Genomic DNA, 23054 nt, shown 5'->3' on the forward strand with positions numbered 1-23054 from the left:
GATTTTTTATGCTCACAATTTTAAGTGCAGGACACTTCAGTATTCCCATTGAGGACCCACTACTCAAGTTTTTAGTAATTCTTGTCATTATATTGGCTGCGCCTCTTCTTTTAAATAAGATCAAGGTGCCCCATTTAATAGGACTTATTATAGCGGGAGCTCTCATAGGTCCCAATGGATTTGGGGTGCTACCCCGGGACGCTAGCGTCGTGGTAATAGGAACCACAGGTCTTCTATTTATTATGTTTATGGCCGGTCTTGAAATCGACCTCACAGAATTCAAAAAAAACAAATGGAAAAGTCTAGGGTTTGGTGGATACACATTCGTCATCCCTCTTACTCTTGGAATGATTGCTGGCCATTATTTTCTTGGTTTTGATTGGATTACTTCCATCTTATTTGCGAGTATATTCTCCTCTCATACCCTTATATCCTATCCTATTGTCAGTAAATTAGGGATTACAAAAAACAAAGCCGTCAACATTACCGTTGGTGGAACGATGATTACGGACGTGCTTGCCCTCTTAGTGCTTGCGGTTATTGTAGGCATGTCTCAAGGCGAAGTAAACAACGCCTTTTGGATGCGACTCGGAATCTCGATCGCCGTGTTCGGTGCCGTGGTTCTAATTGGATTCCCGATTATCGGCCGTTGGTTCTTCAAAAAAGTAGATGACAAGGTCTCCCATTTCATTTTCGTCATGGTGATGATTTATCTAGCAGGGCTGTTCGCTGAACTAGCCGGGGTAGAAGCGATCATTGGTGCTTTCTTGGCTGGACTCGCACTAAATCGCTTGATTCCACATACCTCAACCCTTATGAATCGTATCGACTTTGTCGGAAACGCTTTATTTATTCCTTTTTTCCTTATTTCTGTGGGTATGATTATCGATTTCCAAGCCTTTATTAAAGACTTTGAAACGATAAAAGTCGCTCTGGTTATGACCATACTTGCCATCGGTGGAAAATACCTAGCTGCAATGGCTACGAAAAAAACGTTCAAGATGACCGACGATGAGGGAAAATTGGTTTTCGGCCTTTCCACGGCCTCTGCAGCGGCAACACTGGCCGCCGTCATGGTAGGATACAATGTAATCTTAGGCGAAACGGATTCTGGGGAACCAATTCGACTTTTGAACGAAAGCATACTGAACGGAAGTATTCTACTGATTCTAATTTCTTGTACCGTTTCTTCTTTTGTGTCGCTTAAAAGCGCCACCAATATCTTTGAACGCGAAAGCGAGGAAAACATTTCAGATGAAAATGCAGGCGAAGAGAGAATTCTCCTCGCGCTTAATTATCCAGAAACGGTTGAACCTATGACCAACCTAGCTCTGCTCGTAAAATCGAGCTCTAACAAAGACCATCTCTATGCACTTAATGTGATTAATGAAGGTATGAATGAATCCTCTGACAAAAATGCAGACAAGCTTTTGCATACAGCGGCAAACATTGCAGCCGGGGCAGAGATTCTAATTACCACTTTAAAGAGGCACGACTCGGATGTAATCAATGGGATTAACAATGAAATAAAAGAGCATAAGATTACGGATCTACTAATCGGTGTGGACAAGGCGAAAGGATTTAGTTCGTCTTTCGTTTACAATCTTTACAACGGGTATTTAAGCAATTCCACCACCAATGTTTTGGTGTACCATAGTGCGCAGCCTACTGCCACCATTCATACGTACCACACGGTGATTCCAGACCAAGCTCCCAAGGAACCCGGCTTTTTCAAATCTTTGCTCAAAATATGGAACTTAGCTCGACATTCTGGTGCACAAGTGGTTTTCTACACCAGTGAGAGCACGATCAAACTTCTAGAAAAGATTCAGAAAAAAGCAACGATTGAATCCGAGTTTATCATCTTTACCAATTGGAATGACCTGCCTAAAATAGCAGAAAAAATGAAGGCGGACGAAGGACTTATTCTAATGATGAGCAAAAGAGGACAGGCTTCTTATATCAAGGAAATGGCCAAGGTACCAAACTTTCTTCATGAGAACTTCACGAAGACGAATTACCTCGTGCTTTACCCTTCCACGGAATCCGATCAGCCCACTACACTTCGATCGTACACGAATCGTAGAAGCCATAACAATTTAGAAGATTATAGTGAGATTGGGAATTTGATTGGAAAACTATTTAAGTAAAGCATTTTTAACTCGTAAAATTCTGCAATTCTACCAGTTTGTAATAAACCCCTTTCTTTTCTAGTAATTCCTGGTGAGTCCCTGTTTCCACAATCCGGCCTTTTTCCATTACCACAATGGAGTCTGCTTTTTGGATGGTGGAAAGTCGATGGGCAATAATAAGCGAGGTTCTGTTCTCCATCATTTTGTCAAGCGCATCTTGAACCATACGCTCGCTTTCGGTATCTAGTGCACTGGTTGCCTCATCAAGGATCATAATTGGTGGATTTTTCAGCACAGCCCTAGCAATGGATACTCTTTGCTTCTGCCCTCCAGAGAGTTTCGATCCGTCGTCTCCAATATTGGTTTGATAGCCGTCGGCAAATTGAGTAATGAAAGAATCCGCATTGGCAATTTTTGCCGCCGCAATAACCTCCTGCTCACTTGCCTCCGGTTTTCCCATTAGAATATTATTGTACACGCTATCATTGAAAAGAACCGATTCTTGAGTGACCATTCCTAGCAAGTTGCGGAAGGGTTCTAACTGAAGTTCCTTCACATTCACTCCATCCACTAGAATAGAGCCTTCTTGCACGTCGTAGAAACGCGCAAGTAGATTCGCAACGGTCGTTTTCCCGCTTCCGGACTGCCCCACAAGGGCTACAGTACTCCCTTTTTCTAGTACTAAGTTAAAGTCTTCTAAGATGGGATGAATTGAATCGTAATAAAAGGATACATTTTGAAACTCAATTTTGTCTTTCAACTCCTCAATAGGTTGTGCATTCACAGACTCTTCCACTCTCAAATCGTAATCGAGAACCTCCGAGACACGATCCAAACTGGCCATTCCCCCTTGGATGTTAGAATACGCATTCGAAAGCTTTTTAGCAGGTTCTAAAATCTGGAAAAAAATCGCAATGAAAACCAAAAAGGTTTCCGGATCCATTGAGTCCTGATTTAGAATTTGATACCCTGCAAACCAGGTAATAAGTAAGATGGTTACCGAGCCTAAAAATTCACTCATCGGAGAGGCAAGTTCTCTTCTTCGACTCATTCCAATGGTATGCGTCTGCCAGTTGAGTGTCGTTTTATCAAAGCGTCGATTTAAAATTTTATCCGCATTGAAAATTTTAATCACTTTGGAAGATTTGAGCGTCTCATCGACCAAAGAAAACAGATTTCCCAGCTCTTCTTGAGCTGCGGTCGCCTTCCTTTTCAAACTTTTTCCCACACTAGAGATAATCCAGCCCATGATTGGAAAAACCAAAAGAGAGAACAGGGTCAAATTGGGAGAAAGTAAAAACAAGGTGATAAGGGAAGTAATGATCATAAAAGGAGCGTTCACCACGTCTACTAAACTACCCATCACTCCACTCTCTACAGCTCCAATGTCATTCGATATTCGGGACATCATATCCCCTCTTCTTTTTTCCGTAAAGAAAGAAACAGGAAGTTTCAAAAATTTACGATACATCGCTGAGCGCAAATCTTTCGTGATCCCTACCCTATAATTTACTAGTAAAAAAGCCCCTAAGTAGCGGAAAATATTACGAAGTAAAAATGCAAATGCGGTTACGGCGCAAAGAATGGCTAGCACTTGGACGGCTCCATTTTGGTCGATCTGCACTTGAATATGGTAATACGCTAGATCTTTTAAATAACTGAAGTAATCTCCAAATTCTCCGCTGTATACAGGCTTTGTACTCACATCCACACGGTCCATTGTGCCAAACATAAGGCCTAAAATAGGAAGCATCGTGGCCACCGAAAAAATATTCAGAACCGAATAAAGGATGTTAAAGAAGATACTTAGGTATAGAAAACGCTTATGCGGACCTGCGAAATACAAGATTCTTTGGAGTGGCTTCATACTTGAAATTAAGCTACAAAAATACACAATTCTAAGGAGTTTAGTTTCTCACAAAGAAAAAGGAGAAAGTCCCCACAAATTGCAATGAAAAAAGCTGCCTCCACATTGGAGACAGCTTCTTACACTCTAAAAAAAATCGTTGTTTGGCTACCTAAGTCGATCTACAGATTTTACGAGCTTCTCGTCTTTACGGATGTAATGGTTTGCAATAAGCAAACAAATTAAACTCAGTAAAGGGAAAATAGGCTCAATACCTTTCTCAGGAAATGAAATTCCTCCAGATAAATTGAGTAAACCGTACACAAGTACACCGATCAACAAAACGTTTATAATGACGCTGATATAATTCAGCAGCAATTGTCTTAATCTCGACTTAAAATTAAAGATTGAAAATGCTCCTAGAAGAACTAGCACAATGGCAGCCCCACTAACAAACCCCTCAAATAACAAAGTATTCAAATCTTGGCTAGTTACGTATAAAAACACGCTGCCAAGTACCGAGAGTACCATCCAAACCGATTGAATTCGCTGTAACATATGGCAAAAATAGTAATTTTTTTTGCATTTTTTAAAAAAAAATGTAGATTTGCACAATAATTGATTCTATTTCTAAGCCATCCTGGCTTTATTCTTTTATACACAAACCCACTTACAAACACATTTTACTCAACACTTTATGTTCAACATTGAAATGTTAAGGTCAAAATCCGACTCGGAATTGGCTCTTATACTAAAAGAATTCGGTATTAAAATTGCCAAAGCTGCAACCGAAAACGACAAAATATTTGCAATACTTGACTTCCAGGCTTCTAATCCTAAAATTGCAAAAGACTATTACACGACTACTACACCTTCACAACCTGCGAAAGAACCTAGCGATACGACCCAAACCGTAGCTGAAAAACCCGCTGCAAAGAAGGCACCGGCAAGAACAGCGAAAAAGGCACCGGCCGCGAAAAAACCAGCCCAAGTCGAAGAGACCCCTCAAGAGGCTGTAGCCGTCCTAGACGAAACGTCTGCGACAGAGGCGAAAGAAATTCCCGCCGCAAAGCAAAACAAGGCGGTAAGAAAACCGGCTAATCAACCCAAAGCAAAGCGTAAGACAGAAGAAGTGACCACTTCTTCCTCTGAACCCGCGATCGAGGGAGAAACGGCAATGGAAACTAATACGGTGAAATCTGTTGAGAAATCGAACCCTGTGAAGGCTGACGCTCCTCAAAACCAGGAAGAGGCTAGAGAGAGAAGACCACAGAACTCTGCTACTCAACAAGGTCAGAAAAGACCGGCACACCCAGGAAACTCTCAAAGAGCCAACAACAACAACAACAACAACAACAATAGTAATAACCATTCCAACAGAGGCACGCAGGAACCGGCGGAATCTAAAAAAGAATTTAATTTCGACGGACTCGTTACTATTGAAGGAGTTCTTGAGATTCTTCCAGACAACTACGGATTCCTTCGCTCTTCAGATTTCTCCTACATTTCTTCTCCAGACGATGTTTACGTATCTACGACTCAAATTCGTAACTACGGTTTAAAGACGGGAGATACGGTGAAAGGGATTGTTAGACTTCCTAAGGAAGGAGAAAAGTATTTCTCTTTGAAAAAGCCTTTAGAAGTGAACGGTAGAGATCTAGATTTCATCAAAGACCGTGTTGCTTTTGAATATTTAACTCCTTTATTTCCAGAAGAGAAATTCAATTTGGCGGGAAAAGGATCGACCATATCTACTCGAATTGTAGACCTTTTTGCCCCGATCGGAAAAGGCCAAAGAGCGATGATTGTCGCACAACCTAAAACCGGTAAAACCATGCTTTTAAAGGACATTGCAAATGCAATTTCAGCAAATCACCCGGAGGCCTACATGATGGTTCTTTTAATTGATGAGCGTCCTGAAGAAGTGACTGACATGGAGCGTAGCGTCAATGCAGAAGTGATTGCCTCGACCTTTGACGAAGCTGCAGACAAACACGTGAAAGTAGCCAACCTTGTTCTTGCAAAAGCTCAAAGACTAGTCGAATGCGGACACGATGTCGTGATTCTTTTAGACTCTATCACTAGGCTTGCAAGAGCGTACAATACGGTGACGCCTGCTTCCGGTAAAGTTCTCTCTGGTGGTGTGGATGCCAATGCGCTTCACAAACCTAAACGATTCTTCGGAGCGGCTAGAAACATTGAGGGAGGCGGTTCGCTAACCATCATTGCAACGGCACTTATTGATACCGGTTCAAAAATGGACGAAGTTATTTTTGAGGAATTCAAAGGAACAGGGAATATGGAACTGCAACTGGATCGTAAAATTGCGAACAAGAGAATTTACCCTGCCATTGATTTGGTTTCCTCTAGTACGAGAAAAGACGATTTACTCTTATCAGAAACCACCACTCAGCGTATGTGGATTTTAAGAAAATACTTGTCTGATATGAACCCTCTAGAAGCAATGGACTTTGTTGAAAAAAACATCAAAGGCACCCTATCGAACGAAGAGTTTTTAATGTCAATGAATCGTTAAGACGAAGGCGAGCCATCTTTCTGACTGTCATTATCCATCTTTTCGATGTTAAAGATTTATTAAAATCATAGCATAGATTAGGGATCTGCATAATTTTTGCATAAATTAGACCATTAACTAAAAAATACAATTATGTCATTCGAGTTACCAAAATTAAGCTATGCTTACGATGCTTTAGAACCTACCATTGATGCAAAAACAATGGAAATTCACTATACGAAACACCACCAAGGGTATGTGGACAACTTAAACAAAGCCATTGCCGGAACCGACTTGGAAGGAAAGACAATAGAGGAAGTTTGCAAAACAGGATCTGATAAAACCGCGGTTAGAAATAACGGAGGTGGTCATTTTAACCACTCTTTATTCTGGGAAGTTCTTACTCCTGGTGGAAGCAGTGAGCCTGTTGGAAACGTAAAAAGTCAAATCGAAGCTTACGGTGGATTTGAAAAATTAAAAACTGATTTTTCAGAAGCTGCTAAAACTAGATTCGGATCAGGTTGGGCTTGGGTATGCAAAAAAGAGGACGGATCACTTCAAGTGTGCTCTACTCCGAACCAAGACAATCCATTAATGCCACAAGCTGACTGCAAAGGGACGCCTGTGTTAGGATTAGACGTTTGGGAACATGCCTATTACCTTAACTACCAAAACAAGAGACCTGATTATGTATCTGCATTCTTCAATGTGATCAATTGGGACAAAGTAGAGGAACTTTACAACAAGTAAATCTTCCTATAAGTTAAAAAAGGCGACTTTGATTATTCAAAGTCGCCCTTTTTATTAGGTCTGTTTTTAAGAAATCTACACGTTGAGTTCTAGTAAAGTTTCTATATACTCTCTCTCATTACTTAAACGAGGCACTTTGTTCTGACCTCCCAATTTGCCACGGTTGGACATCCACTCATAAAAGAGTCCCTCCTTTGCCACGTGAACTACGGGAGCTTTTAGGGTAATGTCTTTGTAGCGTTTCGCTTCATAATCTGAATTTAACGACTGCAATTGTTTATCAAAATAGTCTGTGAAGTAAGACAAATCTGCTGGTTTTACCGCAAACTCAATAATCCATTCGTGGGCTCCTGACCCCTGATCTGTCATATAGATGGGCGCTCCAGTGAATTCCTTCACTTGGGCTCCACAAGCCTCGCAAACACGGCTTAATGCCGTCTCCACGTTATCGATCATTAGCTCTTCCCCAAAGGCATTGATATAGTGCTTGGTTCTTCCCGAAACTTGAATTCGAAATGGACTTAAAGAGGTGAATCGAACCGTATCTCCAATTAAATAGCGCCAAAGCCCTCCATTGGTTGAAATCACTAATGCATAATTCTTTCCGATCTCGACCTGAGAAAGGGTTAGCACCACCGGATCTGGTTTTCCAAACTCCTCCATGGGAATAAACTCATAGAATATGCCGTAATCGAGCATGAGGAGCATTTCGTCGCTATTGGGACGGTCTTGAATAGCAAAAAACCCTTCGGAGGCATTGTATATTTCGTAGTAATTCACTTGGCGCCCTACAATCTGATTGTACTGCTCACGATACGGTTTAAAACTAATTCCTCCGTGAAAAAAGACTTCCAAGTTGGGCCATAACTCTGCCATGTTTTGTGCGCCCGTTTCTTTCAAAATTCGTTTTAGAAGCACCATCATCCAACTAGGAACCCCTGTGAGGCTACCCACATCTTGATGTTTTACTTCCGAAATGATCGCTTCCAATTTCGTTTCCCATTCGGACATTAACGAAACCTTTCGACTCGGTACAGTGGTGATATCCACCCACATAGGTAAATTCTCAATTAAGATTGCCGAAAGATCTCCGTACTTCGAGTTAAAATCTTCGTACCGCTCGGCACTTCCTCCAAGTTTTAGATTTTTGTTGGAAAAGAGTTGGTTTTCAGGATGGTTATTCGCATAAATTGAAATCAAATCCTTTCCGGCTTTAAAATGGCAATGCTCTAAACTTTCCTCTGTAATAGGGATGTATTTACTCTTTGCATTGGTGGTCCCAGAAGACTTGGCAAAATGCCTTACTCCACCGGGCCATAGCACATTCTTTTCTCCTCTTCTTGCTCTTTCAATATAAGGTTCTATTTCTTCATAGGATACAATAGGAACTCGTTTTTGAAAATCTTCAATACTTCCAATTCGGTTAAATCCATATTCTTTTCCATAGACCGTGTCCTCAGCTAAATACAGCTGAGAAAACAAAACTCCACTTTGAGTTTCAATGGGATCCTTAATGAAATTTTGAATGTTATCAATTCTTTGTTTAATGAACCAGTTCACTAAAGAATTGAATAAAGCCTTGGTTGCCATAGGTAACAAAAATAGAAAATTTTTAAGTCTAATGAAATCCTTAAACGAAATTTGTAACAAAAAAAAGAACTATGCGTCTAATTTGTATAAAAGCAAACATGAGAAAACTGCTCCTCGCCACCATGGCCCTTATCGCAACCTATAGTTTTGGCCAAAAAAAATGGTCTCTACAAGAGTGCGTCACGTATGCCTTGGAGAATAATCTGCAAGTACTCAGCAACCAATACAACCAAGATATTCAGGCGCTTACATTAGAAACCACAAAAAAGCAAAAGCTTCCTGGAGTTTCGGGTTCGCTTTCAAACAATCTTAGTTTTGGTCAGCAACGTTATGTGAATTTAGTGCAGAGAAATGATAACTTTAACAACAGTGCGAACCTTAGTGCTGATGTTCTTTTGTACAATCACAATCGACTCGAGAAAGCCGTGCAGAAAGCTTCCTATGAACTCGATGCTAGTCGTTACGATGTAGAAACCATCAAGAACAACATCGCTTTGCAAATCGCAGAGCAATACTTAACCATCCTTCTAAACAAGGAAATTGTAGCCATTAACCAAAGTGCACTTGAGAACGCAACGTACTTGTTCGACCGCGCAAAAATAACCACGGAAGTCGGTACGACGGCGCAAATCGTTCTTGCCGAAGCCCAAGCTTCCATGGCAAGGGAAAAGCAAAATGTAATTACTGCCGAAGTAAACGTGGATCGCGGGTTATTTAATCTGGCTCAGCTCCTACAGTTAGAAAACTATAAAGATTTTGACATTGAGAATGTGATTTTAGACAGCGATTTAAATGCACCTTTGATTGCAGGAGAGACGATTGTTCAAACGGCTTATGAAAATCAACCTGAGATCAAAGCAGCTCAGTACAGAATCCAGGCAGCGGAGGAACAAACCGAAATAACAAAAACCGCATTCTATCCTACTGTAAGTCTAAGTGCGGGAGTGGGTACCTTTTATTTCAATCAGTTAAACCAAGGAAGAGATACGACTTTCTTCAAGCAATATTCAGAAAACTTTGGACAACAGATTGGCCTTTCCGCAAACATCCCAATCTTTAACAAAGGGATTACCAAATTGCAAGTAGAACAAGCCAAAATAAACGAAAGCATTGCTCAAAACACGCTTTTACAACAAAAGCAAACGGTAAAACAAAATGTGCAACTTGCGCAATTTGATGCAGAAAGCAATTACGAAAGTTACCTGGCAGCTTTAGAAGCGGAAAGAAGCTCTACACTCGCTTTGGATTTTGCAGAAAAAAGCTATGAAGCAGGGAAAAGCACCATTTACGATCTGAACAATGCAAGAAACAGCAGTGCTAATGCAAAAGGATCGGTAGCTCAAGCCAAATACAATTACTTATTTAGCCTTAAACTTCTGAATTTCTACCAAGGGATTCCTATCACCCTTTAAGATTCGACATATTTCGTACTTTGAAGGTTGCATAAAACCTTATTTCCTTAAGACTAGTTTAGTTCTCTAATCCCCTTTGAAATAGAGAACTAAACCCGTATTTATGCCGTTTCAAACAAAGATTTAGAGACTGCAAAACAATTCCTAAATTTGTTAAAACGAAACAATAAGAAATGTGGCTTGATACTTTACAACCCAGACTTCCTTTAGGGGCCATTCCCATTCTACAAAAGTGGCTTGACGGATATCCGCTTCTCCTCACAGTGACAAAAAAGCGATTAACGAAACTAGGAGATTACCGTAAGATTCAAAATGGACAACATCAAATTTCCATAAATGGGAACCTAGAGCCGAACCTCTTTTTTCTGGTACTCACTCATGAAATTGCGCACTTGCTCGCTTTTGAACGCTATTCTCGACGGATCGCACCCCACGGCATCGAATGGAAAATCACATTTGGTCAAATGATTTTGGAATCCATTGATCTCTACCCTCTCGATCTTCAGCGGATTCTCCTTCCCTTTTCAAGGAGCCCGAGAGCAAATTTCATGGCCTCACCCGATTTAGTGAAGTATTTTGAAACCCCGGATCCTACCAGTACAAAAACGTATATTGAAAACCTTCAGCCTCAAGATCAGTTTGAATTTAAAGGTCAGACCTACCTTCTTAAGAAGAAGATGAAAAAGAATTATCTTTGTGAACAACTTGGCACGGGACGACTCTATAATTTCAGCGCCCTGGCCAAGGTGGAAAAATTAAAAATACATGAATAAGTCAAACTTGTACTGCGTGATTATGGCAGGAGGAATCGGAAGTCGATTCTGGCCTATGAGTACATCCAAATATCCAAAACAATTTCAAGACATTCTAGGAACAGGTCGAACGATGATTCAACAGACCTATGACCGAATTTGTGAACTATTTCCTGCAGAAAATATATTTGTTGTCACCAGTAAGGAATACCTAGAGCTCACCTACTCTCAATTGCCGGAGATTAACCCCGAGCATATTGTGGGAGAGCCTATGATGAAAAATACCGCCGCGTGTAATCTTTACATGGCTAACAAAATTTCAGAGATCAATCCCGAGGCTAAACTTGTAGTCCTTCCAGCGGATCACTTAATCTTAAAGGAAGCTCGTTTCCAAGAAAAAATCAATCTGGCTCTTTCCCTAGTGGAGCAGAACGATTACCTTATCACCCTAGGAATTAAGCCAACACGGCCTGATACAGGCTATGGATATATTCAATACCTAAGCGAAGAAAACAAATCGATTTTCAAAGTAAAAACTTTCACAGAAAAACCCAATTTGGAAATAGCAAAAACTTTTCTTGAAAGTGGTGATTTTCTATGGAATGCGGGAATCTTTATTTGGAGCGTCAAGTCCATTATCAATGCCTTTGAAAAGTATCTACCCGAGATGGTTCAGCAGTTCAATTATTGTGAGTACAACTCACAAAAGGAGGAACATTGCATTGAGGAAATCTATCCAAAACTGACGAAAATTTCCATTGACAATGGAATTTTAGAAAAAGCACAAAATGTGCATGTGATCCCTGCCGATCTCGGATGGAGTGATCTGGGTACATGGACGTCCGTCTACCAAAATGCAGCAAAGGACGATCAAAACAATGCGGTGAATTCGAAGAATATCCTTAGCTACAATTCCAAAGGCAATGTGGTACGCCTAAAAAGCAAAAACAAAGCTGCCATCATTGACGGACTAAAAAATTACATTGTGGTGGATACCGACAAAGCCCTTCTTATATGTCCTCGAGACCACGATCAGTTAATCAAAGATTACGTTCAGGACCTGAAAAATCTGAAAAAGGGAGATCGGTTTATGTAAAGCTTTTCCTAATTAACAAAAGGCTTAATCTGTTTTTTACTTGTGTTCTTTGGAACTCCTTTCTCTCCCAAACTGTAAGTGAATCCAATTCCCAAGGTTTGTTTAAGCTGGGTTTTTTGAATTTGGTCATGGTCGTAAAGGATATCGAGTCCTACAATGGCGGAAACGAATTGATTGAACTTTAGATTTAGTACCCCTGAATAATTCACATCGACCCTCTCAAAATGACTAAGATAATTAGCAAAGAAATTTAGTTGGTTGTTTAGGTATATGTCCTTGTAAATCTTAAGTCGGTATAGAAAGTTGACGTTGGTCCCAAGCTCACTACGTACACTCTGGCCGTCTTCCTCTAAACCGTATTTTCCAGCCACTTGCAAATCAGGATCCAGAACGAACGTAAACTTGCCATTGATGGGTCTTACAATTACTTGGAAATTTTCACTAGGATTGTAGGAGATCCCGATCCCTAGGTTTAAATAGCCTGGTGCCATGAAGCGAGAGATTCGATCCTCGTAATTTGGATCCGGCGTGGCAGAATAATTATACCCTGGTGTAAATTGAGAAAGTAGTTGATACCCTGCAGAAAGGTAGTAGTTCCGTCCTAATTCATATCCATAATTGGAGGCGATGTTGATAAAGTCTTCCGTCTTGCGAGTACTTTGTCCGTCCGTTGCGACAAATCCGAAACCGAAGGAAAATAAATTCTCCAAATAATGTCGGTTGTTTTTATAACTGAGATTATAATTCACTTTTCCAAGTACTCCCATGTTGTTATTCCCTCCTGAATTCCAATTTGAAAAAGAGGCTTGGTTAAAGTGCAAATTGTTTTGCCCAAAGAAGAACCAGCGCTTTTCCTGCTCATAATTAATCAAATTAAAGGGAGTCATTGGGATTTCTGTGGAAACTTGAGGAATAACAATCTCATCACGAATGACCAGAGTATCGGTTTCAATGACCTCAATGCCTTCCAGCACGGGATTGGCGAGAGAATCTAAATTCGGTTGCATCTTTAACCAGTTCGAGTGGGAAATGGAATCCAATTTCTTCTGTGTTTCGGTGCGTTGTGCGTGAAAACCTGTGGTAGTGAAAAGAATCACCAATAAAACTATTCGCTTCAAGGGTACGGTTGTTAGAAATTATATACTTTGAGCCTGCAATTTATTGAAAATCTTAAGAAAAATAAAAAATATTGCCTTTTTGTCTCAATTTTAATGAAATTGAACTGATTTTTAGTCGTAAATTAGTCAGGAAATAAATTTAGCACTCTTTTTGACTAGATCCCTTCATGCAAAATAACTCTCCCCTTCAAATCGATGCGTTGGTGTTTCCAGTGTTACTGCTCCTTGGGATGTGGGTGGGCTATTTATTTCAATACTTAAATCTTGTACCGGATTGTTTTGGGGCAATTATCCCTCTCTTGCCTGAAGGCTTAAAGGGAGTTTTCCTTAGTCCTTTGCTACACGGAAGCTTGGACCACTTGCTGAGCAACTCTTTTCCCATTCTAATTCTCAGCTTTTTACTCTATCAATTTTACCCAAAAATTGCAAACCGTACTCTGCTTATAGGATGGATTACGACAGGTCTTGTGGTATGGCTCTTGCCCCCAATTGATTTTTATACAGGAATGCGCTCAACCTATGCCTGTATTATTGGAGCGAGTGGACTTGTCTATTTACTTGCGTTCTTCCTCTTTTTTAGCGGCGTTTTTCGTTGGGATTTAAAATTATTGGCCGTGAGTCTTGCCGTTGCATTTTATTACGGAAGTCTTATTTGGGGAATATTTCCCGAGGAATATTTCCAACAGCTAGAAGCTCCTAGCCGCGTTTCTTGGCAATCTCACTTAGCAGGTGCGGTCGTGGGCCTCGTTCTTGCATTCCTCATGAGACGATCGGGCGAAAGAAAAAAGAAGTTCTTATGGCAATACCCTAATTATTACAGTGAGAAGGACGATCGACTCTGGCAAGAATACATCCTAAATCATCCAGAGGACTTTAATGAAATGCCTCAAAAAAAGAAAGACCCTGTATGGGATCGGCTAGAAGAACTTCGCAACAAATAGCTTTTGTGGCTACTTTTTAGAAAGCAACAAGAAAGAATTCAATTAAAATAGTGAACTCATTCGAAAAGCGCTGAATCGGACTGAAAATTTTAGGTTTTACTCAAATCTAGATTCAGATTGCGATTTTCGCAATACGTTTTGGGGCTTACTTTGGCTGCTTCTTTCAGATTGCGATTTTTGACTCTGCACGAATTACAGCGAAAACCAAAATAAATAGAAGGAACCGATGCCTAATATCGCACACAATCGAGTCCTTAACCTCATTTGAATGAATTTTTTGCAAATAGAAATTGATTGCTTGTGAGGTTTAAAAATAAAATTAAATTTGTTTATTATAATTTTCATCATTATGGAGAACCCTAACATTGAGCAAAAAATCCAAGACTTTATTGCGAGAATAGAAGCCAGAAACCCGAACGAACCTGAATTCCTACAGGCGGTTAAAGAGGTAGCCATCACGGTTCTACCTTTTATCGAAACCCGAAAGGAATACAGCGGCAAAAAGCTTTTAGAGCGCATGGCGGAAGCAGAGCGCATCATAATTTTCAGGGTCCCATGGATGGACGATAAAGGGGAGATCCATGTGAACAGAGGCTATCGAATTCAAATGAATTCTGCTATTGGCCCTTACAAAGGAGGAATTCGCTTCCATCCCACTGTAAATCTTTCCGTACTTAAATTCTTAGCCTTTGAACAGGTTTTTAAGAATTCGCTGACAACCCTTCCTATGGGAGGAGGCAAGGGAGGTGCAGATTTTGATCCACAAGGCAAAACCGACATGGAAATCATGAGATTCTGCCAGGCCTTTATGACGGAAATGTGCAAACACATAGGCCCAGAAACCGACGTTCCTGCGGGAGACATTGGAGTGGGAGCAAGAGAAATTGGATACCTATTCGGACAATACAAAAAAATCAGAAATGAATTTAGTGGAGTGCTTACGGGAAAAGGACTAGCCTATGGAGGTTCCTTAATTAGACCGGAAGCAACCGGATATGGGGTCGTTTATTTTTGTGAACAGATGCTTAAAACGATCGGCGAAACCATTCCGGGAAAAACCTTTGCTGTTTCTGGATTTGGAAACGTGGCATGGGGAGTCGTGAAAAAGATTAATGAATTAGGCGGAAAAGTACTCACGATTTCAGGACCGGATGGATATATTTACGATAAAGATGGAATTTCTGGAGAAAAAGTAGATTTCATGCTCTCCATGAGAGCTTCAGGAACGAACCGTGCAGAGGACTTTGCTACTCAATTTCCGTCCGCTGAATTTCATGCGGGGAAACGACCATGGGAAGTAAAATGCGATGTCGCAATTCCTGCAGCCACCCAGAATGAACTCTTATTAGAAGACGCGGAACTTTTGGTTTCCAACGGTGTACTATGCATTACAGAGGCTGCAAACATGCCTTCCACGCTTGAGGCAATCAACCATTTCGTTGAAAATAAAATTCTCTTTAGTCCAGGGAAAGCGTCCAACGCAGGTGGAGTCGCAACATCCGGGTTAGAGATGACTCAAAATTCAATTCGCTTAAATTGGACTTCAGAAGAAGTCGATGCGAGATTAAAAGAAATTATGATCGGAATCCACAAGGCTTGCCGTGATTATGGGAAAGAAGAAAATGGATATGTGAATTATGTCAAAGGAGCAAACATTGCTGGCTTTGTAAAAGTAGCAGAAGCCATGCTTGCCCAAGGAATCGTCTAACAGGACGTAAAAAAACCTTTAAAGAGTAGGAGCGCCCACGTGGCGCTCCTTTTTTTATCTCAATTTTTACAAATATCAAGTAGTAAATTCTCTACCTGTTTCTAAGAAACAAAACATGCTAAGTGCTAAACCTATTTTTTCAATTTGCTACTGAGCCGTTCCACAAAGGCGAAGGCCGCAGGACAAATCAGTGTATTTTGCAAAGTAAGAGAATTGATTTGGTAGATCTTCTTTCGGTCCGTGTGGGGAAACTCACGACACGCTTTTGGACGAACTTCATAGATCGAACATGTATTGTCATCCGCTAGAAAATGACAAGGCAAATTTTGTAGAACCAAGTCCTCGTCTTCATCAACCCGTAGGTATTTGGCTTCAAAGTCCGATTCTTTCATGCGCAGATGCTTGGATATGCGCTCTACATCTTTCGAAGTGAAAAGTGGTCCTGTGGTCTTGCAACAGTTTGCACAACTCAGGCAATCAATTTTTGAAAAGACCTCACCATGAACTTCCTGAACCTGATAGTCTAAATCTTTCGGAGGTTTGCGCTTAAGTCCCTCCAAGAACTTTTTATGGTCCTTGGATTTTAAAAGTGCGGCTTTTCGATTTTGCTCTATATCCATTGAAAATTATGACTAGTAAACTACAGTTGCAAAAATAAGGCATTCTCATGGGATTCCACTTAGAGGTCAACCTATTTAGTTCGTCATAGAACCGTCAAAATTTCCTATCTCCTTGCGATTGCCTAATTTTGCACATATGAACAAGCTAGAAACCAGAGGAGACATTGAACTTCTCGTCAATACATTCTATAAAAAAGTAGCTGTGGATCCCACCATTGGGTATTTCTTCACCGACATTGCGAAAGTAGACTGGGAGTACCACTTACCCAAAATGTATAGTTTTTGGGAAACTCTGCTTTTCGGACAAGCTTCCTACAAAGGAAATCCTATGGCTAAACACTTCCCAATCAATGAGATTGTGGCCATCGAAAAGGATCACTTTGAACATTGGCTAAAATTATGGACGGAAACCGTGAACGGGCTCTTTGCAGGTGAAATGGCAGATCAAGCCATCTACAAGGCAACCAACATTGCGCGATTAATGGCCCACAAAATGGAGACTGCCAGAAAGCTTCGTTAAAGTCTTAAGGGACGATTACTGTGAAAACATAAGCGGCTAGGATCACAAGCAAAACGGTTCCGTACAAGATATTTGTTTTCCCTCTACTAAGGGAGAGCATGACCACACAAAACGAAAGAGCGAGTAGGATGATCGATTTGAGGTCCAGTCCAAGTACGAAGGGAATATCGTATAGAATACACACAATCGACACAGCAGGAATGGTGAGCCCTACACTGGCAAGCGCAGAACCTAATCCCAAATTAATAGACGACTGTATTTGATTGTTCTTCGCCGCACGAATGGCCGCCACACATTCCGGGAGGAGTACCACAGTTGCGATAATTACTCCGACCAGCGCATGAGGAGCCCCTACGGATTGAACAAACGATTCAATGACAGGGGAAAGTCCTTTCGCCATGAAAATCACAACGGATAGGCATATTAATAACAAAACAAGGCTTCTGAGCGTAGTCCCTAGGGTAGGAGGATCTGCTTCATGAATGATTTCTCCTTCGCCTTCCACAATAAAAAAGTTTCTGTGTCGTACGGTTTGTACCATCAAAAAAGTACCGTAAATCACAAGACAAGCAATGGCTACAAAAATAAGTTGAGCGTTCGTATAAAAGGGACCTCTCACACTGGAAGTGAAGTTCGGTAGGATCAAAGTAAGAACAATAATTGCGACCAAACTCACGAGGTAGGTAGTCGCGGAACTTTGCATAAAGTTTTGTTCTTTGAACCTCACTCCTCCAATCAAAATACAGACTCCCAAGATTCCATTTAAAATAAGCATAACCGCTGCAAAAACAGTGTCCCTTGCATAGGTAAGCGCTCCTTCTCCTCCACTGAGCATAAATGAAATAATCAGACCCACTTCCAAGATCGTAATACAGATAGCAAGAATGATGGTACCGTAAGGTTCTCCCACTTTATGAGCGATAACCTCAGCGTGGTGAACAGCCGCTAAAACACAGATAAATAGGAGTGCAGCCCCTATGACATTCATTATAGTAGTACCGTTTATCCCTCCACATAAATAAAATACGGAGGCTATTATTGGGACTAAAGTATACCATTTCAGGAGTCTTTTGAGCTTCATTTGAAATTTTTTGCAAAATACAAATAATCTATTAAAAACCGGTATTCAATCTAAAAAACTAATAATCTTTTTGGCCTATTTCCAGAAATAAAAATCTTGAAAGTCGGTGCCCATATGAAGCAAAAGGCCTAAAAAGAAAAGTCGATAATATCCTTTAAAAAAAAGAGCGCATAATCCATATAGTACAATCATAGGATACGAATGAAGCAGATGAAACCCAATGCTATTTCGGTTAGGATCGAACATAGGTGTGGCAAGCAGATGGTCTAAATCCACTAGCATACTTAAAAGTAATACGATGTACGCTTTTTTCCATTCAGAACGATAGAAGAAAAATGCGATGAGAAGGGGAAGTCCAAAATGAAGGAAATAATGAACAAAACTCTTTACAATTGGCAGTGCTTCCATCAAAATTGTGCGTTAAGAAAATTTGCTCTGCAGATAGGATCCAATTTTTCAATAGCATACCGAAGGGTGGTTCGAGGCATTCCCTTCGAATGCAATTTCAAAAAATCAATTAGTTCACCCTCGTTACGTTTGCCCATTTCACGCAAAAGCCATCCATTGGCTTTGTGCATCAAATCATGAGAATGATTTCTATTCTTTAGCACAAGTTCTTTGGTTAATGCATACACGTCTTTCTTCAGATGATACATAGTAGAAACAATGGCAATGCGATTAGCCCAAAGATTATTCCGATCGGCAAGCTCAAACAGGATCTCTGGCGAGTTCGTATCGTAACAATGTCTGCCTAAGATCTTATAGCATGAACTATCCACCAAATCCCAATTATTGACCCAGGAGAGATTCTTTAAGTAGAACCTAACGATCTCCCTTCGCTGTTCACTCTTTTTTTCTTTTTCGAATTTTAGCACAAGAATAAACAGTGTGCAGCTTCGGTGTTCGTGAATGGGAGAGTGCAGAACCTTCTCAAGCTCCTCTAGGGAAATGTGGAAATAAAGAGAGCTCGCTACTTTTCGTTGGTCGGGAACCGACACTCCCAAAAATTCATCACCGAAACCATAGTCCCCTATCCCCGTTTTAAAAAATCGAGTATTTTGTACTCTTCGATCCTCTTGTGCCAGCAGGGCTAAACCCTCCTGCAAATCCTCAGCGGTATACTCCACATTTTCAAACTTTAATCCTCAAGTGACTCATCGTCTTCGAAATATTCAAAGAGCAAATCATTGTATGGAAAACGAGCGATATGCAATCGGTACACTTCGTCATAAAGAAGCTTTTTAAGTTCTGGGAAGTTTTCTTTGTTGAGCGCAGAAATAAAGACCGTAGGAACCTCCGATTTTGCCATCCACGTCTTTTTCCATTCTTCAAGGGAAATGTTTTTCCTGGAGGATGGAGTTAAATCGTCTCCTTCTTTCGGTTCGTAAGCAAAGGCATCTATTTTATTAAACACCATAATTGTGGGCTTTTGCCTAGCTCCAATTTCGGTAAGAGTTTTATTGACCGAATCAATATGGTCTTCAAAACTTTCGTGTGATATGTCCACCACATGCACAAGAAGGTCCGCTTCTCGTACTTCGTCGAGCGTGGATTTAAAACTCTCCACCAGTTGCGTCGGTAGTTTTCTAATAAACCCAACGGTATCGGTTAGTAAGAAAGGAAGGTTTCCAATGACCACCTTTCGTACCGTTGTATCAAGCGTTGCAAAAAGTTTATTTTCTGCAAAAACTTCGGATTTAGAAAGGGCGTTCATTAAGGTAGATTTCCCAACATTGGTGTACCCTACAAGTGCAACTCTAACCGTTTTTCCACGATTCTGACGTTGCGTATGCATTTGTTTATCGATCGTTTTTAATTTCTCTTTCAAAAGGGAAATTCGATCGCGGATAATCCTTCTATCGGTTTCAATTTCGGTCTCCCCTGGTCCTCTCATCCCAATACCCCCACGCTGCCTCTCGAGGTGAGTCCACATTCGGGTCAATCGAGGAAGTAAATATTCATACTGAGCTAATTCCACCTGCGTTCTTGCGTAGGAAGTCTGCGCTCGTTGCGCAAAAATATCAAGGATAAGATTGGTTCTATCTAAGATCTTAACCTCTAAATCTCTTTCCAAGTTTTTTAATTGGGAAGGGGAGAGTTCATCATCAAAAATCACAGTTCCAATCTCATGCTCTTTGATAAATTCCTTAATCTCCTCCGCCTTTCCGGAACCCACAAAGGTTTTCGGATCGGGCTTTGCAAGTTTTTGAGTGAATCGCTTTTCGATGGTGGCTCCCGCGGTATACGCTAAAAACTCTAACTCATCCATGTATTCAGCCAACTTCTCTTCGTCCTGATCTTTCGTCACTAAACCGACCAAAACGGCCTGTTCATACGTATGTTCTTTTTTTTCAAGCATAATATATTCTCGTCGAGTACAAATTTACTGAAAAATCCTTTGGCCTCTCTATTCCGTCCCTAGGATTTGTTGATTCAAATCGCTATCCACCTTCTACCTAGCCCCAGCAAATTCATGGGACTGGAGGAAAAAACAAAAATGCGCTTCCGGATCTTTTACCTTAGTTCTCTTCGTTTGCACCCTTGCCATTCTAAAAGACACAGCTTCATTCCTTTGCGAAGTTAAGAGGCAAAAGAACTCAAAACTGGACTTTGTTCTCACGGATTCTATCCATTTTAAGGCTCTCAACGTATAATTCTCCTTAAATCCCATTTTGATTCCCACAAAAAATACTTAAATTGCGTCCAATTAAAAATTAAATCTAGAAATGAAAAAACTATTTTTACTATGTACATTTCTTCTAAGTTTCGTTCAAATGAGAGCGGACGAAGGAATGTGGCTAATGATGCTTGTAAAAAGATTAAACGGTCAGGATCTTCAAAAGCAAGGACTAAAATTAACTCCAGAGGAAATTTACTCTGTAAACAATTCAAGCCTTAAAGATGCGATTGTTCAATTCGGCGGAGGTTGTACTGCAGAGATGGTCTCCCAAGAAGGGCTTTTGTTCACCAACCACCACTGTGGATATGGACAAATTGCAGCTCTATCGACCCCTGAACACGATTACCTCACAAACGGTTTCTGGGCCATGAAAAGAGGCGATGAGCTTCCTGCAAAAGGACTTTCGGTTCGATTCTTAGTAAGAATGGATGACGTGACAGAACGAATCAATTCCAAGCTAAACAACCAGATGTCTCAAGAGGAAAGACAGACTATTATTAACGCGGAATACAAAGCTATTCAAGCGGAAAACTCCGAAAACGGGAAATATGTCGTGTCTGTTAAAGATTTCTACAATGGAAATGAATTTTACTATTTCGTTTACCAAGACTATAACGACGTTCGTTTGGTGGGTACCCCTCCAAACTCCATCGGTAAATTCGGAGGAGACACAGACAACTGGGAATGGCCAAGACATACCGGTGACTTTTCTGTCTTCAGAGTTTATGCAGATAAAACCAACAATCCAGCTGATTTTTCAGCAAAGAATGTTCCTTTGAAACCTAAGCACCACTTACCGGTTTCTCTTAAATCCTTTAAGCCCGGTGATTTTTCAATGATCGTTGGATATCCGGGACGTACTAATCGTTACATGACCTCTTACGGGATTGACCAATTGGTTAACAAAGACTATCCAGCCTGGGTGGATGCTTCCAAAGTTGCCATGGATGTAATGAAATCATACATGGACAAAGACCAAGCAACCAAACTGAACTACGCATCTCAGTACGCGAGCGTAGCGAACTACTGGAAAAACAGACAAGGTACCATTGAGTCTGTAAAAAAGAACGGTACCATTGAAGACAAACAAAAAGTAGAGCAAGTGTTCCAAACTTGGGCTAACCAAGAAGCAAACAAGGCTCTTTATGGAGATGTCCTAAGCAACATGCAAAGTTATTACAATGCAACGGCTGCCCGTGGTATTGAAAGAAACTATGCCTCGCAAATGACTCGTAATGCGAAATACTTCCGTTATGCCGTAACCTTAGGTTCTATGTACAAAGCTTATCTTGCAGAAACCGATCCTGCAAAGAAAGCAGAAATTAAGAAAACGACTGCTGAGCGTATTGAATCTATGTACGAGAAATTTAATCCTGAACTTGAACAACAAATGTTTGAAGACATGATTACCCTTTACAAGAAAAAAGTTCCTTTCGCAGCTTCTTCTCCTGTATTTAGAAACCTAAACACTTCGATCCTAGACGAGCTTGCAAAGAATTCAATTTTTGCTTCTAAAGAATCCGCTATGCACTTCCTTACATTCGCATACGGCCCTAGATTAGATCAAGATCCGGTTTACCGATTGGTAAACGCTTATCTTGAAAGTTCAAGAGAAAGTGCCGCAAAATACACAGAACAAGACGATAAGTTTGCAGACAGCAACCGACTTTATTTTGATGGTCTTAGAAAATCGCACCCAGGAAAAGAATTCTATCCTGATGCAAACTCGACCATGAGAATTACCTTTGGTAAAATCTCAACTCTTCCTATGAGAGACGATCGTAACTACAACGGAATCACGAACAACTTCTATACAGATCTTGACGGTACCGTTGCGAAATACAAAAAAGGAGATGAAGAGTTCGATCTTCCACAAAGACTGATTGATCTAAATGCACAAAAAGATTACGGGCAGTATGCAGATCCTGCAGGATACTTACCTGTGAACTTCCTATCTGACCATGACATCACAGGGGGGAATTCAGGTTCACCTGTGCTAAACGGGAACGGAGAGTTAATTGGACTTGCCTTTGACGGAAACTCAGAAGCCCTTTCTGGGGACATCGTTTTCGAGAAAGAATGGCAAAAAACCATTAGCGTTGACGTACGTTACGTACTTTGGATCATTGACAAATATGCAGGTGCAGGTCACCTTATTAAGGAAATGACGATTGTAAAATAGAAACGTAGAGTTTTTCTACGCCTTACTAAAACCACAATAGCCGCCTCCTAGAGTCGGCTATTGTCTTTTTCTAAGGATTTAGAGCGAAAGATTGCAACTGGCCCTAAGGCC

At 40.7% G+C, this 23054-nt stretch carries 19 protein-coding genes; 10 read left to right on the forward strand and 9 right to left on the reverse strand.

The window, feature by feature from the left end:
* The first annotated feature begins 8 nt into the window (after nucleotides 1-8).
* Nucleotides 9-2150: a cation:proton antiporter gene (locus AC3IRX_RS06950; RefSeq protein WP_489209193.1), complete on the forward strand. Its 2142-nt coding sequence runs from the start codon at nucleotides 9-11 to the stop codon at nucleotides 2148-2150.
* A gap of 7 nt (nucleotides 2151-2157) precedes the next feature.
* On the opposite strand, the gene AC3IRX_RS06955 is transcribed toward AC3IRX_RS06950, so the two are convergent.
* Complete coding sequence (locus AC3IRX_RS06955; protein WP_489209195.1) at nucleotides 2158-3999, reverse strand: ABC transporter ATP-binding protein; 1842 nt, start codon at nucleotides 3997-3999, stop codon at nucleotides 2158-2160.
* Nucleotides 4000-4146: 147 nt separating this feature from the next.
* Complete coding sequence (locus AC3IRX_RS06960) at nucleotides 4147-4536, reverse strand: DUF4293 family protein (protein ID WP_489209197.1); 390 nt, start codon at nucleotides 4534-4536, stop codon at nucleotides 4147-4149.
* A 139-nt stretch (nucleotides 4537-4675) separates the two neighbouring features.
* Between AC3IRX_RS06960 and rho the strand changes: the two genes are divergently transcribed.
* Both rho and AC3IRX_RS06970 read left to right on the forward strand, forming a co-directional pair.
* On the forward strand, nucleotides 4676-6514 hold the full coding sequence (gene rho, locus AC3IRX_RS06965) for a transcription termination factor Rho (RefSeq protein ID WP_489209198.1): 1839 nt from the start codon (nucleotides 4676-4678) through the stop codon (nucleotides 6512-6514).
* A gap of 132 nt (nucleotides 6515-6646) precedes the next feature.
* A complete protein-coding gene (locus tag AC3IRX_RS06970) occupies nucleotides 6647-7243 on the forward strand; it encodes a superoxide dismutase (RefSeq protein ID WP_489209200.1) in 597 nt (198 codons plus the stop codon).
* Nucleotides 7244-7318: 75 nt separating this feature from the next.
* On the opposite strand, the gene AC3IRX_RS06975 is transcribed toward AC3IRX_RS06970, so the two are convergent.
* Nucleotides 7319-8833 (reverse strand): GH3 auxin-responsive promoter family protein, encoded by a 1515-nt coding sequence (locus AC3IRX_RS06975; protein WP_489209202.1) that lies wholly within the window; start codon nucleotides 8831-8833, stop codon nucleotides 7319-7321.
* A gap of 98 nt (nucleotides 8834-8931) precedes the next feature.
* Here AC3IRX_RS06975 and AC3IRX_RS06980 point away from each other — a divergent pair, with 98 nt between their 5' ends.
* The 3 genes from AC3IRX_RS06980 (at nucleotide 8932) to AC3IRX_RS06990 (ending at nucleotide 12093) form a co-directional block, all read left to right on the forward strand.
* Nucleotides 8932-10245 (forward strand): TolC family protein, encoded by a 1314-nt coding sequence (locus tag AC3IRX_RS06980; RefSeq protein ID WP_489209204.1) that lies wholly within the window; start codon nucleotides 8932-8934, stop codon nucleotides 10243-10245.
* A gap of 173 nt (nucleotides 10246-10418) precedes the next feature.
* Nucleotides 10419-11018, forward strand: coding sequence for a SprT-like domain-containing protein (locus AC3IRX_RS06985; protein ID WP_489209206.1), 600 nt, complete (start codon nucleotides 10419-10421; stop codon nucleotides 11016-11018).
* Nucleotides 11011-12093 carry a mannose-1-phosphate guanylyltransferase gene (locus AC3IRX_RS06990; protein ID WP_489209207.1) on the forward strand — a complete coding sequence of 361 codons (1083 nt, stop codon included), beginning with the start codon at nucleotides 11011-11013 and terminating at the stop codon, nucleotides 12091-12093. The genes AC3IRX_RS06985 and AC3IRX_RS06990 overlap by 8 nt, the downstream gene beginning before the upstream one ends.
* An 8-nt stretch (nucleotides 12094-12101) precedes the next feature.
* On the opposite strand, the gene AC3IRX_RS06995 is transcribed toward AC3IRX_RS06990, so the two are convergent.
* A complete protein-coding gene (locus AC3IRX_RS06995; protein ID WP_489209209.1) occupies nucleotides 12102-13211 on the reverse strand; it encodes a DUF3078 domain-containing protein in 1110 nt (369 codons plus the stop codon).
* Between the two features lie 167 nt (nucleotides 13212-13378).
* Between AC3IRX_RS06995 and AC3IRX_RS07000 the strand changes: the two genes are divergently transcribed.
* Complete coding sequence (locus AC3IRX_RS07000) at nucleotides 13379-14152, forward strand: rhomboid family intramembrane serine protease (protein WP_489209211.1); 774 nt, start codon at nucleotides 13379-13381, stop codon at nucleotides 14150-14152.
* A 349-nt stretch (nucleotides 14153-14501) separates the two neighbouring features.
* Entirely contained in the window at nucleotides 14502-15860 is a 1359-nt protein-coding gene (gdhA, locus tag AC3IRX_RS07005) for an NADP-specific glutamate dehydrogenase (RefSeq protein WP_489209213.1), read from the forward strand.
* Nucleotides 15861-15991: 131 nt separating this feature from the next.
* Here the strand turns inward: gdhA and AC3IRX_RS07010 are convergent, their stop codons facing one another.
* Nucleotides 15992-16480, reverse strand: coding sequence for a YkgJ family cysteine cluster protein (locus AC3IRX_RS07010; RefSeq protein ID WP_489209215.1), 489 nt, complete (start codon nucleotides 16478-16480; stop codon nucleotides 15992-15994).
* A gap of 136 nt (nucleotides 16481-16616) precedes the next feature.
* Between AC3IRX_RS07010 and AC3IRX_RS07015 the strand changes: the two genes are divergently transcribed.
* Nucleotides 16617-17000, forward strand: a complete 384-nt coding sequence (locus AC3IRX_RS07015) for a group III truncated hemoglobin (protein ID WP_489209217.1) — start codon at nucleotides 16617-16619, stop codon at nucleotides 16998-17000.
* A gap of 4 nt (nucleotides 17001-17004) precedes the next feature.
* Here the strand turns inward: AC3IRX_RS07015 and AC3IRX_RS07020 are convergent, their stop codons facing one another.
* The 4 genes from AC3IRX_RS07020 to hflX form a co-directional block, all read right to left on the reverse strand.
* Nucleotides 17005-18081: a calcium:cation antiporter gene (locus tag AC3IRX_RS07020; RefSeq protein ID WP_489209219.1), complete on the reverse strand. Its 1077-nt coding sequence runs from the start codon at nucleotides 18079-18081 to the stop codon at nucleotides 17005-17007.
* A 75-nt stretch (nucleotides 18082-18156) separates the two neighbouring features.
* Complete coding sequence (locus AC3IRX_RS07025) at nucleotides 18157-18489, reverse strand: DUF6122 family protein (RefSeq protein ID WP_489209221.1); 333 nt, start codon at nucleotides 18487-18489, stop codon at nucleotides 18157-18159.
* Nucleotides 18489-19208 (reverse strand): DNA alkylation repair protein, encoded by a 720-nt coding sequence (locus AC3IRX_RS07030; protein WP_489209223.1) that lies wholly within the window; start codon nucleotides 19206-19208, stop codon nucleotides 18489-18491. The genes AC3IRX_RS07025 and AC3IRX_RS07030 overlap by 1 nt, the downstream gene beginning before the upstream one ends.
* A gap of 11 nt (nucleotides 19209-19219) precedes the next feature.
* Nucleotides 19220-20440, reverse strand: a complete 1221-nt coding sequence (gene hflX / locus AC3IRX_RS07035) for a GTPase HflX (protein ID WP_489209225.1) — start codon at nucleotides 20438-20440, stop codon at nucleotides 19220-19222.
* A gap of 367 nt (nucleotides 20441-20807) precedes the next feature.
* Between hflX and AC3IRX_RS07040 the strand changes: the two genes are divergently transcribed.
* A complete protein-coding gene (locus tag AC3IRX_RS07040) occupies nucleotides 20808-22943 on the forward strand; it encodes a S46 family peptidase (protein WP_489209227.1) in 2136 nt (711 codons plus the stop codon).
* Nucleotides 22944-23054: the final 111 nt, after the last annotated feature.

It is taken from the genome of Epilithonimonas sp. KH_059 (assembly GCF_057838485.1).

What these genes read in the sequence shown, in the direction of transcription:
- AC3IRX_RS06975 (WP_489209202.1), bottom strand. Translation starts at nt 8,833, where the DNA reads ATGGCAACCAAGGCTTTATTCAATTCTTTAGTGAACTGGTTCATTAAA.
- AC3IRX_RS07025 (WP_489209221.1), bottom strand. Translation starts at nt 18,489, where the DNA reads ATGGAAGCACTGCCAATTGTAAAGAGTTTTGTTCATTATTTCCTTCAT.
- AC3IRX_RS06955 (WP_489209195.1), bottom strand. Translation starts at nt 3,999, where the DNA reads ATGAAGCCACTCCAAAGAATCTTGTATTTCGCAGGTCCGCATAAGCGT.
- gdhA (WP_489209213.1), top strand. Translation starts at nt 14,502, where the DNA reads ATGGAGAACCCTAACATTGAGCAAAAAATCCAAGACTTTATTGCGAGA.
- AC3IRX_RS06970 (WP_489209200.1), top strand. Translation starts at nt 6,647, where the DNA reads ATGTCATTCGAGTTACCAAAATTAAGCTATGCTTACGATGCTTTAGAA.
- rho (WP_489209198.1), top strand. Translation starts at nt 4,676, where the DNA reads ATGTTCAACATTGAAATGTTAAGGTCAAAATCCGACTCGGAATTGGCT.
- hflX (WP_489209225.1), bottom strand. Translation starts at nt 20,440, where the DNA reads ATGCTTGAAAAAAAAGAACATACGTATGAACAGGCCGTTTTGGTCGGT.
- AC3IRX_RS07000 (WP_489209211.1), top strand. Translation starts at nt 13,379, where the DNA reads ATGCAAAATAACTCTCCCCTTCAAATCGATGCGTTGGTGTTTCCAGTG.
- AC3IRX_RS07020 (WP_489209219.1), bottom strand. Translation starts at nt 18,081, where the DNA reads ATGAAGCTCAAAAGACTCCTGAAATGGTATACTTTAGTCCCAATAATA.
- AC3IRX_RS07040 (WP_489209227.1), top strand. Translation starts at nt 20,808, where the DNA reads ATGAAAAAACTATTTTTACTATGTACATTTCTTCTAAGTTTCGTTCAA.
- AC3IRX_RS06960 (WP_489209197.1), bottom strand. Translation starts at nt 4,536, where the DNA reads ATGTTACAGCGAATTCAATCGGTTTGGATGGTACTCTCGGTACTTGGC.
- AC3IRX_RS07015 (WP_489209217.1), top strand. Translation starts at nt 16,617, where the DNA reads ATGAACAAGCTAGAAACCAGAGGAGACATTGAACTTCTCGTCAATACA.
- AC3IRX_RS06980 (WP_489209204.1), top strand. Translation starts at nt 8,932, where the DNA reads ATGAGAAAACTGCTCCTCGCCACCATGGCCCTTATCGCAACCTATAGT.
- AC3IRX_RS06990 (WP_489209207.1), top strand. Translation starts at nt 11,011, where the DNA reads ATGAATAAGTCAAACTTGTACTGCGTGATTATGGCAGGAGGAATCGGA.
- AC3IRX_RS07010 (WP_489209215.1), bottom strand. Translation starts at nt 16,480, where the DNA reads ATGGATATAGAGCAAAATCGAAAAGCCGCACTTTTAAAATCCAAGGAC.
- AC3IRX_RS06950 (WP_489209193.1), top strand. Translation starts at nt 9, where the DNA reads ATGCTCACAATTTTAAGTGCAGGACACTTCAGTATTCCCATTGAGGAC.
- AC3IRX_RS06985 (WP_489209206.1), top strand. Translation starts at nt 10,419, where the DNA reads ATGTGGCTTGATACTTTACAACCCAGACTTCCTTTAGGGGCCATTCCC.